Raw genomic sequence first — 15180 nt, forward strand, 5'->3', positions numbered from 1 at the left:
GAAGAGTTTATTTTAGCATCGGAGGATAAAATTGAATGCAATGGTTTAGTTGCATTAAATGAAAAAATGTCGTTTTCAACTCAGATGAAACAATTAATGCAGAACAAGGTCCTGCATTAATGTTTTAAAAAGATATTTTTTTGAAGGGAAAATGAATTGTAAAGATTCAAGAACCGCTCGTTTAATATTTAGGATTTTGTCGTGTAATGTTTTTATTTACATCGGTTTCATTCTGAGGATAAGGATAAAGTTCATGCTTTCCTGCTACAAAGTTTCCAACTGAAGGATAGAAATAGTTGGAACGAATAAGTTTTACGGCATTAGCAGTTTCAGTTATTTTATCTCCTAAAATTCCCCATCTAATTAAATCGGCTCTTCTCATTCCTTCGAAAGAAAGTTCCCAAGCTCTTTCTTGCTGAAGAGCTTTAAGAAAACTAGTTTTGTCAAGACCTGTTGGCAAATTCATCTCTGCTGTGGTTGGTTTTGGCAAAATTCTAGCTGTTGCTGTTGCGCCAGAACCTTTTCCGTCGACACTTGTAATTGTAACAGTTGGTACAGAAGTATAACCGTCTCCAGTACGTAACATTGCAATTGTGTTGATAGCGCCGCTTGCTAAAGTTACAACAGCCGCAGAAGCATCAGAACCGCCGCCACCTGTAATTTGGATTACTACATTTGCTGCAGAACTATATCCAGTACCTTTTGTCTTTAAGTCAACAGCAATACGGCTTCCTTGCACGTCGGCACCAAAACCTCTTCTGCGAACTTGATTAATTGCATCGTAAGCAATAGCATTTGGACCTTCATTTAATTCGTTTTCTACTTCGGCGCGCATTAAAAGCAAATCAGAATAGCGCATAATAACCCAATTAATGTGGCTGTATGCTTTTTCTTGAATTGAATTGGTTTGAAATTCACGGCTCCATTTTCCAACCGTCCAGCTCTCGTCTTGTCTTGTAGTTAAAAGTGCTACTTTATTTCCAGCGGCATTTAGTGTGTACATGGCAATCGAGAAATCTCTTCTTTGATCTGCTGCATTAAATCCGTTATAAAAAGGTTTTGGAACAACACATCTTGAGTTGGTCGAAGAATAAAAACCATTTGCGGTAGTTACACCATTAAAATTACCAATGTTAGAAGAGTTTTCTCTATATCCTGCAGGATTGTAAAAGGCAACTTGAAAAATGTTTTCAGTAGGCTCTAAAACATGCAGACACTGGTTCTTAAAAACCTTTGAATAAGATGGATTCAACTTATACGGGTTTTGTGCCATTACTTCATTGATTTGTTGTTGTGCCAGTTTATAAAAATCTTTATAGTTGGCAGGACGACTCATCGTTCCGTCAGCACCTAATGAATATCCGCCGGCAAATAGGGCAACTCTTGCCAGCATAGCTTTAGCAGCCCATTTGTTTACACGTTCATCTGTAGGGATTTGTTCTGGCAATAGAAGGGCAGCTTCCTGCATATCTTTGATAATCTGTGTGTAGATTTCTTTTTTGTCTACAAGACCGCCTTTTAAATCATCTCCAGCTTGTGAACTTTTTATTTTAAAAGGAACATCACCCCATAAACGTACTAACTCAGAATAGTAAAAGCCGCGTAAAAATTTAGCTTCACCAATGAATTTGTTTAATTGGTCTTTTTGAGCCTGAGTTCCTTCGGTGTACAAGGCCATTTGCGGAATTCTTTCAATCGCAACATTGGCTCTGTCAATTCCTTCATATAATTTGCTCCAAACGGCATAAAAAACGTTTGTCTGAGAAATACCTTGATAATGTGGAATCATACGCCAGTCATCGGCACTTAAACCGTTGATTTGTTGAATGTCAGTATCAGTATCAAAAAGTATAGAGATATTCCATCCATAACTGTCAAAAGAGGACATTGCTTCATAAACTCCTAATACAGCCATATTGGCTTCGTCTGAAGTTTTAAAGAAATTGGCTGTTGTAAAATAAGAATAGGGTGTAACTTCTAATTCTTTTTCACATGAATTAAGCGGCAGTAAAAGAAAAGATACACTCGCTGCTATAATTGCTCCAGAGGAAAATATTTTGTTTTTCATTTTTTCTAATCTTTAAATTATAGTGAAATATTTAAACCAGTGATAAAGGATTTACTTCTTGGATAAGCACTAAAATCTACTCCTCTGGTAATCGCATTATTAAGTACGCTGACTTCTGGATCAAATCCTGAATATTTCGTAAATACATATAAATTATAAGCTGTAAAATAAACTCTCAAATTTGAGATATACGATTTTTTCAGCCATGCTTTTGGCAGTGTGTAACCTAAACTAATATTGTTGATTCTTAAAAAAGAACCGTCTTCAATAATATCGCTATACAAACGTCCTGTAGTGTTACCATTAAAAGCAGGGTTCGTTTTACCAACATTTAAAGCAGCTAATTCAGTAGGATCAGTTACACGTTGTCCAGCAGCATTAATAGTTGTCCATCTATCAGCAAACATGGCAAATGTATTTAGATTGTCTAAATTAAGCCTTGAATTGTTTAGCACGTTTGCATTGTAAATATCGTTACCAACTGTAAAATCAAGAAAAACACTTAAGTCAATCCCTTTATAACTGAAAGTATTGTTTAAACCTCCTGTATATTTTGGATTTGCATCTCCTATTGCGGTTCTGTCAAGATCATTGATAACACCATCTGGAGTACCATTTGGACCGCTGATGTCTTTAAATTTAATGTAACCAGGCTGTACAGCAAGATTATCACTTACTACACCACTTTTTAAAGTATAAGTGCCGGCAGTTGCGTTATAATCAAAATCACTTACTTGATACAAACCATCGTTTACATAACCATACATTACGCCAACTGGCTGTCCCACTTTTAGGATGTAGTCATTTTTGTCTGTATAACTATTGGTAATAAGTGATGTTTCGCCTTCGCTTAAACTAAGGACTTTTGTTTTGTTGAAAGCAATATTAAAAGTGGTGTTCCAATTAAAATTATCATTTTTAACATTAGTTGTATTCAAGGTAAATTCTATACCACGGTTTGAAGTTGCTCCAATATTCTGGAATTGTTTTTTAAATCCAGAACTAGCAGGAACACGAGTGTTGTAAAGTAAATCTTTTGAACGATTTTCATACAACTCGGTAGTAAGAGAGATACGTTGTTTAAAGAATCCTAAATCTAAACCTAAATTGGTCGATTTAGTAGATTCCCATTTCAAATATGGGTTTGGAAGATTACTTTGAAAAGCAGTAATATTTACTTGATTGTTTAAAGGATATGATCCTGAATTGAAAATACCTAAAGCAGCATAATTTGCAATTCTGTTATTTCCAGCTTCTCCATAACTTAAACGGAATTTTAAATCAGAAAATGCAGGAATGTTTTTCATGAAATCTTCTTCAATAACTCTCCAAGCGGCAGAAACCGAAGGGAAAACTCCCCATTGATTTTCAGTTCCAAATTTAGAAGAACCGTCTGCACGTAAACTTGCCGACAGTAAATATCTGCTTTTGAATGAATAATCGGCTTTTCCGAAAAATGATAATAATTTATCGTCTTCAGCAAATGAAGTTGGAATTGCGGCAATTGTACCAAGCTGTAATTTATCCCATCCTAAATTTACATTAGGAAATGCTGATGCTGATGCTGAAATTCCTTCAGAATAATTGTAAATATACTCTTGACCTGCTGTTACACTAAGTTTATGCTTTTTAGCGAATGTATTATTGTAAGTTAATACGTTGTTGTAATTTAAACGAGTCGAAAGATTATGTGTAATACCTCCGTTTGCTCCACCAGATCTGATAGCTTGTATTCCTTCAGCACCATTAAAGTACTTACTTTTAACGCTGTTATCCGTGTAACTTACCAAACCGCTGTAAACTAATTTTGGTGTAAGGTAGTACGAAAGTTGAAAGTTCATGTTGATAGAACGATTTACTGTTTCTCTTTTTTGGCTGTCAATAGTGATAAGCGGACTTTGAAATGCTGGTGAAGCTTGATTATCTAAAGGATCAATCAATAAATATTTAAGATCATCATCAGAACCATTTTTTCCAATCGTAGGACGATATTGCAATAGAGTTTGCAGCATACTTAATCTAGCATTTCCACCATCATTTGTAGATAATCCTGTAATTTTTTGATTAGAATAATTGACAATAGCATTAACCGTAAATTTTTTGCTTATTGCTTGTGTTACCTGCAATTTTGCAATGTTTTTTAAAGATTCACTGCCAATCATAATTCCTTGATCATTATTAACAGAATAAAAAGCATTGTATTTTGTATCACTTTCGCCGCCGCTGATACCTATTTTATGATACTGATTTACAACAGCATTTCCAAAAACTTCATCTTGCCAGTTGATTCCCGCTCTGTTTTTGTAAAGTCCTTCCATTTCATCATAAGTTCCAAAAGTGCTTAGGTATTTTTGCATTCTGGTGTCATCTGTCGCACTTTCGTAAACCAATTGTGTGTATTGATACGGGTTCATTACCGGTAATGTTTTGGCAATTGTTTTTATACCGCCATAAGTATCGTAGCTTAATCTAAGTTTTCCGCCAGCAGATTTTTTTGTAGTTACTAAAATTACTCCATTTGCACCTTGCGCACCATAAATAGAAGTAGAGGATGCATCTTTTAAGACATCAATAGATTCGATATCCATTGGATCTAAAAAGGCAAGACCGCCAGTTTGTGCTACTCCATCGACTACATAAAGAGGTTCGTTACTCTGCGTGATCGAAGTTCCTCCTCTAATTCGTAATGAAGGCTGTGCTCCAGGAGTTCCGTCTGGCATAGTTACTTGCAATCCGGCAATACGACCTTGCATTGCCTGCGCTACATCCTGTACAGGAATTTTAGCTATTTCAGTTCCTTTTACAGAAGATATTGCACCAGTAAGGTTTTTTCGTGTTTTTGTTCCATATCCAACTACAACAACTTCATCAAGATTATTGGCATTGTCAATAAGCTTTGTATTGATAAGTGTTCTGTTCTTTACCTGTTCTTCAGTAGTTTTGGTTCCAATAAAAGAAAATACTAATACAGCATTAGATTTTACTTTAATTTGATATTCACCATCCATAGAGGTAATTGTACTGTTTTTAGTTCCTTTTTCAGAAACGGTTGCCCCAGGCATAGGCATATTTTGGGAGTCGGTTACAACACCTTTAACTGTAATAACATCTTGCCCGTACATCACGCAAGTTGTCAGCAGTAAAAATAAAAATAGAGTCCTTTTCATAATTTTGGTTTTAACCGGAATAAGTTTTGGCTTATTCCAAATAGCTAATATTTGAGTTAGTTTTAACCTTGTAAGGCAAAAGTTACTGATGCATTATTTTTCCGGCAGTTAACGATTGGCTTTAATAAGGTTTGGTTTAATGTCTCTTAAATTGTATTCTTTTTAAATCACAATCGGCCGATGATTGTTTTTGGAGAAAAGTATAACAATTTATGAACTTGAAAAAATGACTTAGGGATTTTTTGTCTTGTAAACAAAAGATGTTTTTGTAAAAATTGATTCATTAGCTTTTGATTAGTCATGTTGGTTATTATTTGATAGAAACAAATATAGAAATCGACCTAAAATGACAGTTTTGAAAACGTCCAAAATACTATTGATTTTGATTAAAACAAGCTTTAAACCCCAAAAAATTAAGGGTAAAAATGTATTTTTAATATTTTTTCTTACTTTTTATTTAGTATTATCTTTTTCTATTTCATGCAAAAGATAAACAAGGTTTAAAATGCGGTTAAAAAGCATTTAAATAAGTGAAAAATAAAGTCGATATAAGCCGTTGATATTTAAGTAGAAAGTAAATTTAATCTGTTACAGTCTATTATTTTGTGTCTAGATTTTGAAAATTATAAGTAAAGGTTATTTGCTAAAAGGTGGATTTAGTTTCTTTGTAATAGACAAGATAAAAACAAGACAAAAAAAAGACGTCCTGTTGAGACGTCTTTGAAATAGAATATTTAAAATATTTTCTTTTACTGCTTTTAGAAGGATGTTTTAATATCGCTTTTCTTGCCGTCAATACTAATTGTAAGGCTCACAATTCCTTTTTCCAGATTATGATCGGCATTTGGTTTAATAATAATTTCAGGAGCTTTAGAACCATTATAAGGATATACGATACTTATAAAATCTTGTGTTTTGTTATCGATTTTATTTTTTTCGAATACAAAAGCAGGTCTTGGAGTTTCTTTGCCGTATGCATAAGATACTTTTCCATCTTCTTCACTAAGAGTTATTTTATCTGAATTTAAAGATTGTATCAACAAGTTGTTGCCGTCTTCGTAAGTAGTATACACCTTATTATTCGTTTTGTCGAAAAACGGTTTACTGTCTTCTTTCAACTGAAAATGAACACCTAATTTTCCAACTGCATTTCCGACAGCTTTATCTATGATCAAGAAATATTTTTTATTAATAAAAAGCACACTTCTCTGATGGTTTAAATCTTTATAACTTGGATTTGTGTAGGTTAAAATATCTAAATTTTGTCCAGTCTGCCATTTTTCTTCTTTCGCTTTAGTAATGACCATATTTTGGTTGTCTAAAGTCAATGTGTTGTGCACTTTGGTTTGACGATACCAATTTCTCATTTTGGTAACTTCGGCATCACCGCTGTAAATATAACAGCCTGTATCTGGCATAAAATTGCGTCCGTTATTCCAAAGTTCAAAAGTTCCGTTGTCAGGTTGTGCGTGAAATTCTCCCGGAGGACTGGCTTTTAAAATCATTACAGTTGACTGCTCGTTCCAGCCGTTTCTAAAAGTATAAAAACCACCATTTGATAATGCGTTTGACAAGTTAGACGGCAGTTTTCCTGATGCGCCATCTGTTGCAAAATATTTAATTTCTTCATTTTCTGGAAACGCTTTCGACCATACAACAAATTGTTTTAATCTTGCGTTTTTCTCAACCAGCCATGCATCGCCAAACATTGGAATGTTATAGTTAGGGAAAGTGATGTTTATAAGTGCAAGTATCATTTTTTCGATTGTTTTCGAATAGGAAGCAGGAAATTCTTTTTCAACTCCTGCCATTTTAGCCGAATTGTATGCTTTTAAGAAAATATCGATTGTAGCAACATGGTAAGTAGGAGATAATTCCCACTGAACACCATCAGCCAAGACTTGTAATTTTATTTCTCGGTTTAGAATTTCAATACCGCTTTTTCGCCATTCAGAAGCTTCTTTTAGTTCAGGAAAAAAAGCACCCGCGCCTAAAATTCTCTGTGCTTCAAACAATAAATGGTTTCCATCTTTTGTGTAATGTGCTGGAATATACGAAGCTTGTTTAGCATAGCAATTCAAAAACTCCATTAAAAAAGCAGGAGTGAAATTGGGAGAGGATACAAACAAATTAAAAGTTCCAGGAAGACTTTGTACACGATCAGAAACTTCTAACGGACGCCATGCATATCGATCATTGTCTTTAGAAAGTCCTAACGGATTTTTTTTCTCCCAATCACGAAATTGAGCAATCCATTCTTTAGCATACTTTTCATCACCAGTACTTCTATACACAATACCCATTGGCTGCCACCAATTTACACGGTGAAGCTGCCAGCGCATTTCGTTGTCTTTTATAGGCCAATAATTCCAGTCTATATCTGCGCCATAATCAAAATAGCTGTAACCTTTTATAGGTTGAAATTTATGCTGCAAAGCGTTATCAGCTTTTTCTTGATTTGCTTTTCCAACATCTTTTCCTTTAAATCTATCTTCATCACCCACATTGAAATCAGGATGTTTTATGTTTTTTCGATTGCGATAGTAGCTTAGCAACTCTTTTGCAGCCTCATTGTATTGTGCTGCGTCAAAGAGTTTTTTTGCTTTTTCTAAACCTGGATAGTTTAAATTGACAACGTCAAAATTTTCTTTTTTAATTAGAGTTTCTTGAGCATTGACAAAGGATGTTGTCAACGAAAGAAACAATATGCTTATAATGTTTTTTAGGTTTTTCATTCAGATTTTTAATTTAATTAGTTGCATAGATTGTGGTTATTTAATAAAATTAAAAGCTGTTTGATTTCAGTTTTTCTGAATTCCAAAGATAGCTTCGTAAAGTTTTTGTTGTATCACTGAGGCAATAAAAGTTGTCCTGAGTTTTTTAATCTTTTAAGGATTAAGGTTTTGTTGAATTTGGTTTATTTTTCCATTTATGGTTAAGGTTAGATCAATTTTACCATTTGGCAGATCATGTCCTTTATTCTCGATGATTTTTATTTCTGGTGGTTTGTTGTCATTGTATGGATAAAGTACGGAGATAAAGCCTTGCGTATGCTCATTGTTTTTAGGTTTTTTAAATACAAAAGCAGGTCGATTTGTCTCTTTTTGATATTGGTAGGAAACAAAACTGGATTCTTCTTTTAGAGTAACTTTATCTTTATTAAGAAGTTGAATAACAAGATTGTTTCCATCGCTATAATTTGTAACGATGCTGTTGTTTAAGCTATTTATGCTCGCTTTACTATCTTCTTTTAAATTGTAATGAATTGCTAAATCGCCTTTTGCGGTTCCAATTGCTCTGTCGATAATGATGAAAAAAGTTTTATCTACGAACAAAAAGTTTCTTTCATGATTTAAATTCTTATAACTTGGATTGAGGTACGAAAGTAGTTGAAGATTTCCATCTGGCTGCCACTTAATTAGTTTTGCATCATTTTGGATATTTTGATCATCAAGAGTTAAGGTTTGATGTGCTTTAGTAGAACGATACCAATCTCTTTTACTATTTTCCTGATTACCAACATTCGCATAAACAAAACTGCCAGCGTCAGGAGTAAAGTCACGACCTTTTACCCAAAGAACAAAATTTCCGTTATCAGGTTGAGAATGAAACCCGGCGGGAGGTCCAGCTTTAATTTGCATTACAGTCGATGTTGTGTCCCAGCCGTTTCTAAAGGCATAAAAACCCGCGTTGGGCAGACTGCTGGAAAGATACTCAGGTTTCAAACCTGATTTTCCGTCTGCAGCGTAATATTCAATTGTTTTATTTTGAGGAAAAACCTTTGTCCATACTTGATAATTTTTAAGCATGGCACTTTTAGTTGTTAGGAAAGAGTTGCCATATAATGGAAATGTATAGTCAGGAAATGAATATTTACCAACTGCCAGTATCATTTTCTCGACTAGATTATGATAACTTTCTGGAAACTCTTTTTCTACACCATTTAGTTGTGCAATTTGCAAGGCATCTAGAAAGATCTTAATTGTGCCAATATGATAGGATGGTGACAACTCAAACTGAACTCCATCAGGTAAAACTTGTTTTTTGATTTCGTCGTTTAAAACTGTGATACCGCTCTTACGCCATGTTTCGGCATGATTCATTTCTGGAAAAGAGCTTCCTGCATACATCATATGGAGTGCTTCGTATAAGCGATGATTTCCAATATCAGTATAATTATTCATTACATAATCAGCTTGTTCCTTATAAGAGTTTAAAAATTCCATTAAAAAAGCTGGAGTAAAATGCGGCGAATTAATAAACATATTAAAATATGAAGACCAGTGATTAAGCCTAAAAGAAACGACAAAGGCTTTCCATGCATATTGTTTATCATCAGGATAAGCACCTTGTTTGTTTTTTTGGATCCAATCGTGTACTTCAAATACCCATTCTTTTGCATATGTTTCATTACCAGTACTATTGTAAACAATTCCTAACGGCTCCCAAAAAGCAGTACGATGCAAAAAGGTAGTCAGTAATTGATCTTGAACAGGACGATACTGCCAGTTGATGTCTTTTCCGTAATCGTAAGCAGGATAGCCTTTGTGCGGTTTAAATTTGTGCAATAAAATATCATTCGCTAGTTCCAAGGTATTGTCGCTTACTTTTTTACCAGCATATTTTTGTCTGTCTGTACTGTTAAAATCTAAATTTTTAACATCAGTACGACCGCGATAATATTTTAAAAGCTGTTCACTGGCATCTTCGTACTTTTTTGCAGTAACTAATGCTTTTACTTTTTCAAGTCCCTTATAATCTAAATTAATAAGGTCGAAACTCGTTTTATTTATTTTGGTTTCCTGTGCTAAAATGTTTTGTGCAGAAAACAGAATAAATGCAAAAATGAATAGGTATTTGTTAGTCTTCATCTTTAATTTATGGAGTTACGATTTCTCTGTAAAATTTATTTTTTTAATTTCAGCATATTTTTTTAATGCCTCTAAATAATAATAATCTGCATAATCCAGTGGTGTATCAATTTCTGAATTGTATAAAAATGCTCCAACACTATGTTTCAATAAAAAGAAATTATTTTCACCTGGTTTAGCTAAATAAGCTTCAGAAGACAATGATTTTAAAATTGCTTCAGCATAATCTTCATATTTTTTTCCGTCCTTAACCTGAGTGCTTAAGTCTAATAATCCGCATGCAATTACTGCTGCAGCCGATGCATCTCTTGGAGCTAGTTCATCAGTATCCATTGCATTATGAACATCAAAATCCCAAACAGGAACCTTGTCTTTTGGCATACGAGGATGATTCATTATAAAAGAAGCAATGTTTTCTGCCTGCTGTAAAAATTTCTGATTTTTAGTATTTGCATAACACATTGCATAACCATAAAGTCCCCAAGCTTGTCCGCGTGCCCAAGCCGAATCGTCTGTTACTCCTTGGTGTGTTGCTTTGCGTAGTACTTTACCCGTTTTTGGATCGTAATCTACCAAGTGATAAGAACTATAATCTTTTCTAAAATGGTTTTTAATTGTTGTTAAAGCGTGTAAATTGGCAGCGTTTGCGTATTCTGGCTTATTAAATTGATTAGCGCCCCAATACAAATATTCAAGGTTCATCATATTGTCGATAATAACAGGGTAGTGCCACCAATCAAAATCCCAAGAACGAATGGCTCCAACTGTTGGACTAAAACGAGCATATAAATTTTGGGCACCATCTGCAAGTGCAGGAAGATAAGTTTTATCGCCAGTAATTCTGTAGGCATTTCCGTAAGAACAATAAAGCATAAAGCCTAAATCGTGCGTATTTTTTATATGTCGGATAGAATCTAGTGCAAGTGTGAACTTTTGTGCTTCTTGAGCTAGCTTTTTATCTCCAGTTAATTCATATCCGTACCAAAGACTTCCGGGAAAGAATCCAGTTGTCCAATCGGTCAAACCAGCAAGTCTAACAGTTCCATCGGGATTTGTCGAACGAGGGTTTTTTCCCGGTTTATACGTTTCAGCTGCTTTGCTTAACTGATAATGTATTACTTCAGATGTCTTTTTTAACCAAGCGAGTGAGGGATCATTTTGGTTGGTTTGCGCAAACGAACTGAAGGTAATTACAAAGGCAGTAAAAAATAGGTTAAAGGTTTTTTTCATAGTTTAATCGTTTTTAGATCTATATCCATTTTGATTGGATATTTACAAAAGCGAAGTTAAACTTGAGGTGCAAATTCGTCTTTCAGTTTTTGTTATAATTGTTTCGAATTTGTCTAAACACAGCTGTTTTACTGGCAATTTTAAGCAATTCTACTGAAAATCGTATAAAAACAAAAAACGGTCTGAAAAGACCGTTTTTGATTTAAAATAGAATTAAGAAATTTCTATTTTTATTCTTTCACTATTACAATTGTTGCTTTGTAACCCGTACCAACATTCCATTGACTCGCTTCAATCACAACACCTTTATCATCATAAACTTGAAACTCTGCTGTATTTGGCGAAGCAGATCCTTCATTTAATGCTTCAAAGTCAATTTTATTAACTCCGTTTACCAAATTAATTTTAAAACCTTTAAACTCTCCGTCTAAACTTACTTCTGGCTCAACAACTTTATCGTTTAAATATACTTTTATTTTATCACCGTCTACAAAAGCAGCGTCGCGATAACGAATTGTAGAAGTAAAAGATGTTGTTTTAAAACTTCCTAAAAATTGATTTCGTCTATAAAAAATACCATCAACATTTGACTCTTTTTTATACAGATTTGTATCTTTAAAAAGTTCCTCTGGATTAACTTTTAAAGGATCTGGTTTTTCGGTAACAACCGGCGGTTCTGCTTTTGGAGTATTTTCTTTAGGAGGAGGAATCACTTCTTTAACTTCTGAATTCTTTTTAGGAATCGGTTTAAATTTGGCATTGAGTTCATCCTGCGAATATCCTTGTAAGCAAACACTAAACATAATAACTAAAAAAACTATTTTTTTCATATCTCTGAACTATTTATTATAGATTAAACACTATTGAGGTGTATTTATAAAAACAATTAATTGAAATATTTATTGTATTTACAGAATAAATTAATGTTCTCAAAAGGATAATTAATTTGATGCCGTTTAAGTTCAAAGTTTTTATGTTTCTTCTCTATTTTTAGATCGTACTGGTTTTTCTTTCGGCAGGTCTAAAATACCAAGAAACAATAGTTAAAACGATCAACAATATTGGACCAAAATAATCTTTGGCAGAATCTCCTATAGCAAAATGCGAAAAAACAGCTCCTGTCATTGCAAAAAAGAAACCAGCATATGCCCATTCTTTCAATAAAGAAAATTTAGGGATTAAAATCGCTATAACTCCTAAAAGTTTCCATACTCCTAAAAGAGTTAAAAAGTATAAAGGATAACCTAAGCGCGTTATCATTTCTGCTTCATCTTTCATTTTTAATAATTGCACAATTCCTGTCGCAGTCATTCCTAATGCCAGCCAGAGCGTAGCAATCCAGTAGATAATTTTATTTCTTTTGCTCATAATATTTTAGTTTAATGTTTTACTTAAAATTTCTTGTAATCGATTATGCGCCATGTTAATACCTTGGGCAAACGGCATTTTCAATGTTTGATCTCTAAGTTCAATTGATCTATAAATAATTTGAATCGTAAGCCTGCTGGTTTCATCGGTAATTTTTTCAAATTCTAAAAATTCTAATTGAGGAGAGAAGCTCGTGTTTTCCATTTCAAAAGTTCGTGTTATTTTTTGATTAGGAATATATTCATGTATAACTCCGTTTGCTTTAAAAACCACATTTCCATTAGGATCTGAAGTTTCAAACTGCCAGCCGCCATGTTTTTTGTTTTCTAGTTTCAGTACTTTCGTTCCCATCCATTGTTCTACAATTTCGGCTTCCGTATATCCTTTGAAAAGTAACTCCAAGGGAAGATCAAAATCTCTAGTAATCACTAATTGCTGTTGTCCATTTACGGCACTAACTTTAGTTTTTGGTTCCATGTATTAATCGTTTTTGGGTTTATAGTTCTTCATTATACTTTCTAATTTATTAAACCTGTCATCCCACATTTTGCGAAAAGGTTCAATAAAATTGTCGATTTCCTTAATTTTTTCTGGATTTAAATGATAGTGAATTTCTCTTCCTGTTTGTGTTTGGTGCAGTAACTCACATTCACTCAATATTTGTATGTGTTTTGAAATAGTCTGTCTAGACGATTTAAAATTCTCGGCTATGGCTCCAGGAGTCATTGCTTGTATAGCAACTAAACTTAAAATTGCTCGGCGGGTAGGATCAGCGATCGCTTGAAAAACATCTCTTCTAATTTCCATTATGCAGTTATTTGACTGCAAATATAATGCAGTTATTTGACTGCGCAATATTTTTTTAAAGTTTTTTTCAAAAAAAAACTCCTAAATAAATAATTTAGGAGTTTTCAATGTCTTTATTTTTTTTGAATTATGATTCTGATTTTAAAAATGTTACACTAAACTTAAGTTAGATTTTCTTAAGAGTAAGCTTCATTTCTTTTGTATCTAAAACCAGTTCATCTGTTGTAATCGTGCTTTCACAAGGGTATGGAGTACCAACTTCATCTTTTATCACTAAACTTTTTCCACCTTTTGTCAATGCATAAGTACCATTTGTAATCTCTCTAGTTAAAAAGCCAGTTACGTGCCCATCTTCTGTAAAAGTTAGGGTTCCGTCGCTTAGAATAACTGCTTTTAAAGAATCTGAAAGTGGCATTTTAGCTTCTACAGCAGTAATTTTCCAAGAATTTACAAGTTTATTTCTACCCTTAGCGCATGAAATAATTAATACTGCAGCCAATGCAATTCCGAAGATAAATAATTTAGATTTTTTCATGATTTTGTGATTAAAAATTAGACAGGAAAAGTTACAAAAAAAAGTATTACTCCTAACATTTTATTAACACAAAATGAATTAATGTATCTGATTTATAATATTTTATTGAAATTGTTATTGCTTTCTTAGGTTTTGTTTATTTTTAAAAAAGGCTTAGTAAAACGCTGTTTTCTTTCTATTATAAAAGTTAATTAAGAGTCAAAGCTCCTAAAATTTCCTCGTACATGAATGGTCCTCCAGGATATTTGGCAGTATAATCAAGATTCATCCACACCTGACCACGTTCATCAATATGATAGTGAATTTTCTTTTTATAGCTTTCCTTTGGAAAAAGCACATTTTTGATTAGATAATTGACTTTTTCCAAATCGATTAAAGAACCAATCAGTATTTCAGGATATATGTGTCCTTTTGTATGAATTAATCGCGGAGTGCCGCCAATAGAACGAATTGCGGCTGCCATTAAAATAGAGTGATCGTCGCAGTCTCCAGAAAAATATTCTAATGACTCGCTGGCAGTTGCAATATAATCGCCCTCTTTTGGATCATTTACATAATTCCAACGGCTGTTGATTTCTTTAAATACTGCAAAACATTGAATTATAGTTCTATAATCAGAATATCCTTTTATTCCTTTAAAATGTTTAGTAGTCGCCATTATAGCAAAATTCCTAACTTTTGGATTTTGATATTCGATCGCGTTTATAATTTTTGATTTGTTTGGAAACGGCAGCAGTTTTGCAACAATAATATCCTGAGGAAAAGGATTGTCTGACATGGTGTAAATCATCGAATTATAATCCTCAGAGATTTCGCTGAATCCATAATTTCCTATCACAGTTCCGTAAAACAGTATCAGCAGATAAAGTGCAACACATAATATTATTATGGTTCTAAGCAGCATTAGAGAGAAAAAAACGGCAGAGAAAACTACAATAAAAATTAATACTCGATCTAAGTTAAAAGCCCAGTTTAAATCGATTAGATTTTGATGCAGTATGATAAAAATAGGTATCGTTATCAAAAGACTCAACAGCATAATAATCACCCTATCCCAAGGTGATTTCACCTGTAATTTGGATTTTAATTGCGGAAAGTCAATTTTAGGAAAATTTATCATAAGAATCGAAAGCA

Annotated in this window: 11 protein-coding genes; all 11 read right to left on the bottom strand. The window is 33.4% G+C overall.

What is annotated here, in order from left to right; all coding sequences use genetic code 11:
- Window positions 1-181: 181 nt before the first annotated feature.
- Entirely contained in the window at window positions 182-2068 is a 1887-nt protein-coding gene (locus NLG42_RS15400) for a RagB/SusD family nutrient uptake outer membrane protein (RefSeq protein ID WP_089056737.1), read from the bottom strand.
- A gap of 17 nt (window positions 2069-2085) precedes the next feature.
- Window positions 2086-5235, bottom strand: coding sequence for a SusC/RagA family TonB-linked outer membrane protein (locus tag NLG42_RS15405; RefSeq protein ID WP_165768029.1), 3150 nt, complete (start codon window positions 5233-5235; stop codon window positions 2086-2088).
- 758 nt (window positions 5236-5993) lie between these two features.
- Window positions 5994-7970, bottom strand: coding sequence for a heparin-sulfate lyase HepC (gene hepC, locus NLG42_RS15410; protein WP_257681493.1), 1977 nt, complete (start codon window positions 7968-7970; stop codon window positions 5994-5996).
- 153 nt (window positions 7971-8123) lie between these two features.
- Window positions 8124-10106 carry a heparin-sulfate lyase HepC gene (gene hepC / locus NLG42_RS15415; protein WP_257681494.1) on the bottom strand — a complete coding sequence of 661 codons (1983 nt, stop codon included), beginning with the start codon at window positions 10104-10106 and terminating at the stop codon, window positions 8124-8126.
- 15 nt (window positions 10107-10121) lie between these two features.
- Window positions 10122-11336 (bottom strand): glycoside hydrolase family 88 protein, encoded by a 1215-nt coding sequence (locus NLG42_RS15420; RefSeq protein ID WP_099718158.1) that lies wholly within the window; start codon window positions 11334-11336, stop codon window positions 10122-10124.
- Between the two features lie 230 nt (window positions 11337-11566).
- Window positions 11567-12166 carry a hypothetical protein gene (locus NLG42_RS15425; protein ID WP_257681495.1) on the bottom strand — a complete coding sequence of 200 codons (600 nt, stop codon included), beginning with the start codon at window positions 12164-12166 and terminating at the stop codon, window positions 11567-11569.
- A 160-nt stretch (window positions 12167-12326) separates the two neighbouring features.
- Entirely contained in the window at window positions 12327-12704 is a 378-nt protein-coding gene (locus tag NLG42_RS15430; RefSeq protein WP_099718159.1) for a DoxX family protein, read from the bottom strand.
- 6 nt (window positions 12705-12710) lie between these two features.
- The gene (locus NLG42_RS15435) at window positions 12711-13181 is read right to left on the bottom strand and encodes an SRPBCC family protein (RefSeq protein WP_089056744.1); all 471 of its coding nucleotides are present in this window, start codon (window positions 13179-13181) and stop codon (window positions 12711-12713) included.
- Window positions 13182-13184: 3 nt separating this feature from the next.
- Window positions 13185-13511: an ArsR/SmtB family transcription factor gene (locus NLG42_RS15440; RefSeq protein WP_099718160.1), complete on the bottom strand. Its 327-nt coding sequence runs from the start codon at window positions 13509-13511 to the stop codon at window positions 13185-13187.
- 166 nt (window positions 13512-13677) lie between these two features.
- A complete protein-coding gene (locus tag NLG42_RS15445) occupies window positions 13678-14046 on the bottom strand; it encodes a hypothetical protein (protein WP_089056746.1) in 369 nt (122 codons plus the stop codon).
- Window positions 14047-14233: 187 nt separating this feature from the next.
- Complete coding sequence (locus NLG42_RS15450) at window positions 14234-15166, bottom strand: transglutaminase-like domain-containing protein (RefSeq protein ID WP_089056747.1); 933 nt, start codon at window positions 15164-15166, stop codon at window positions 14234-14236.
- Window positions 15167-15180: the final 14 nt, after the last annotated feature.

The sequence above is a fragment of the Flavobacterium plurextorum genome (assembly GCF_024638035.1).
Lineage (GTDB): Bacteria > Bacteroidota > Bacteroidia > Flavobacteriales > Flavobacteriaceae > Flavobacterium > Flavobacterium plurextorum.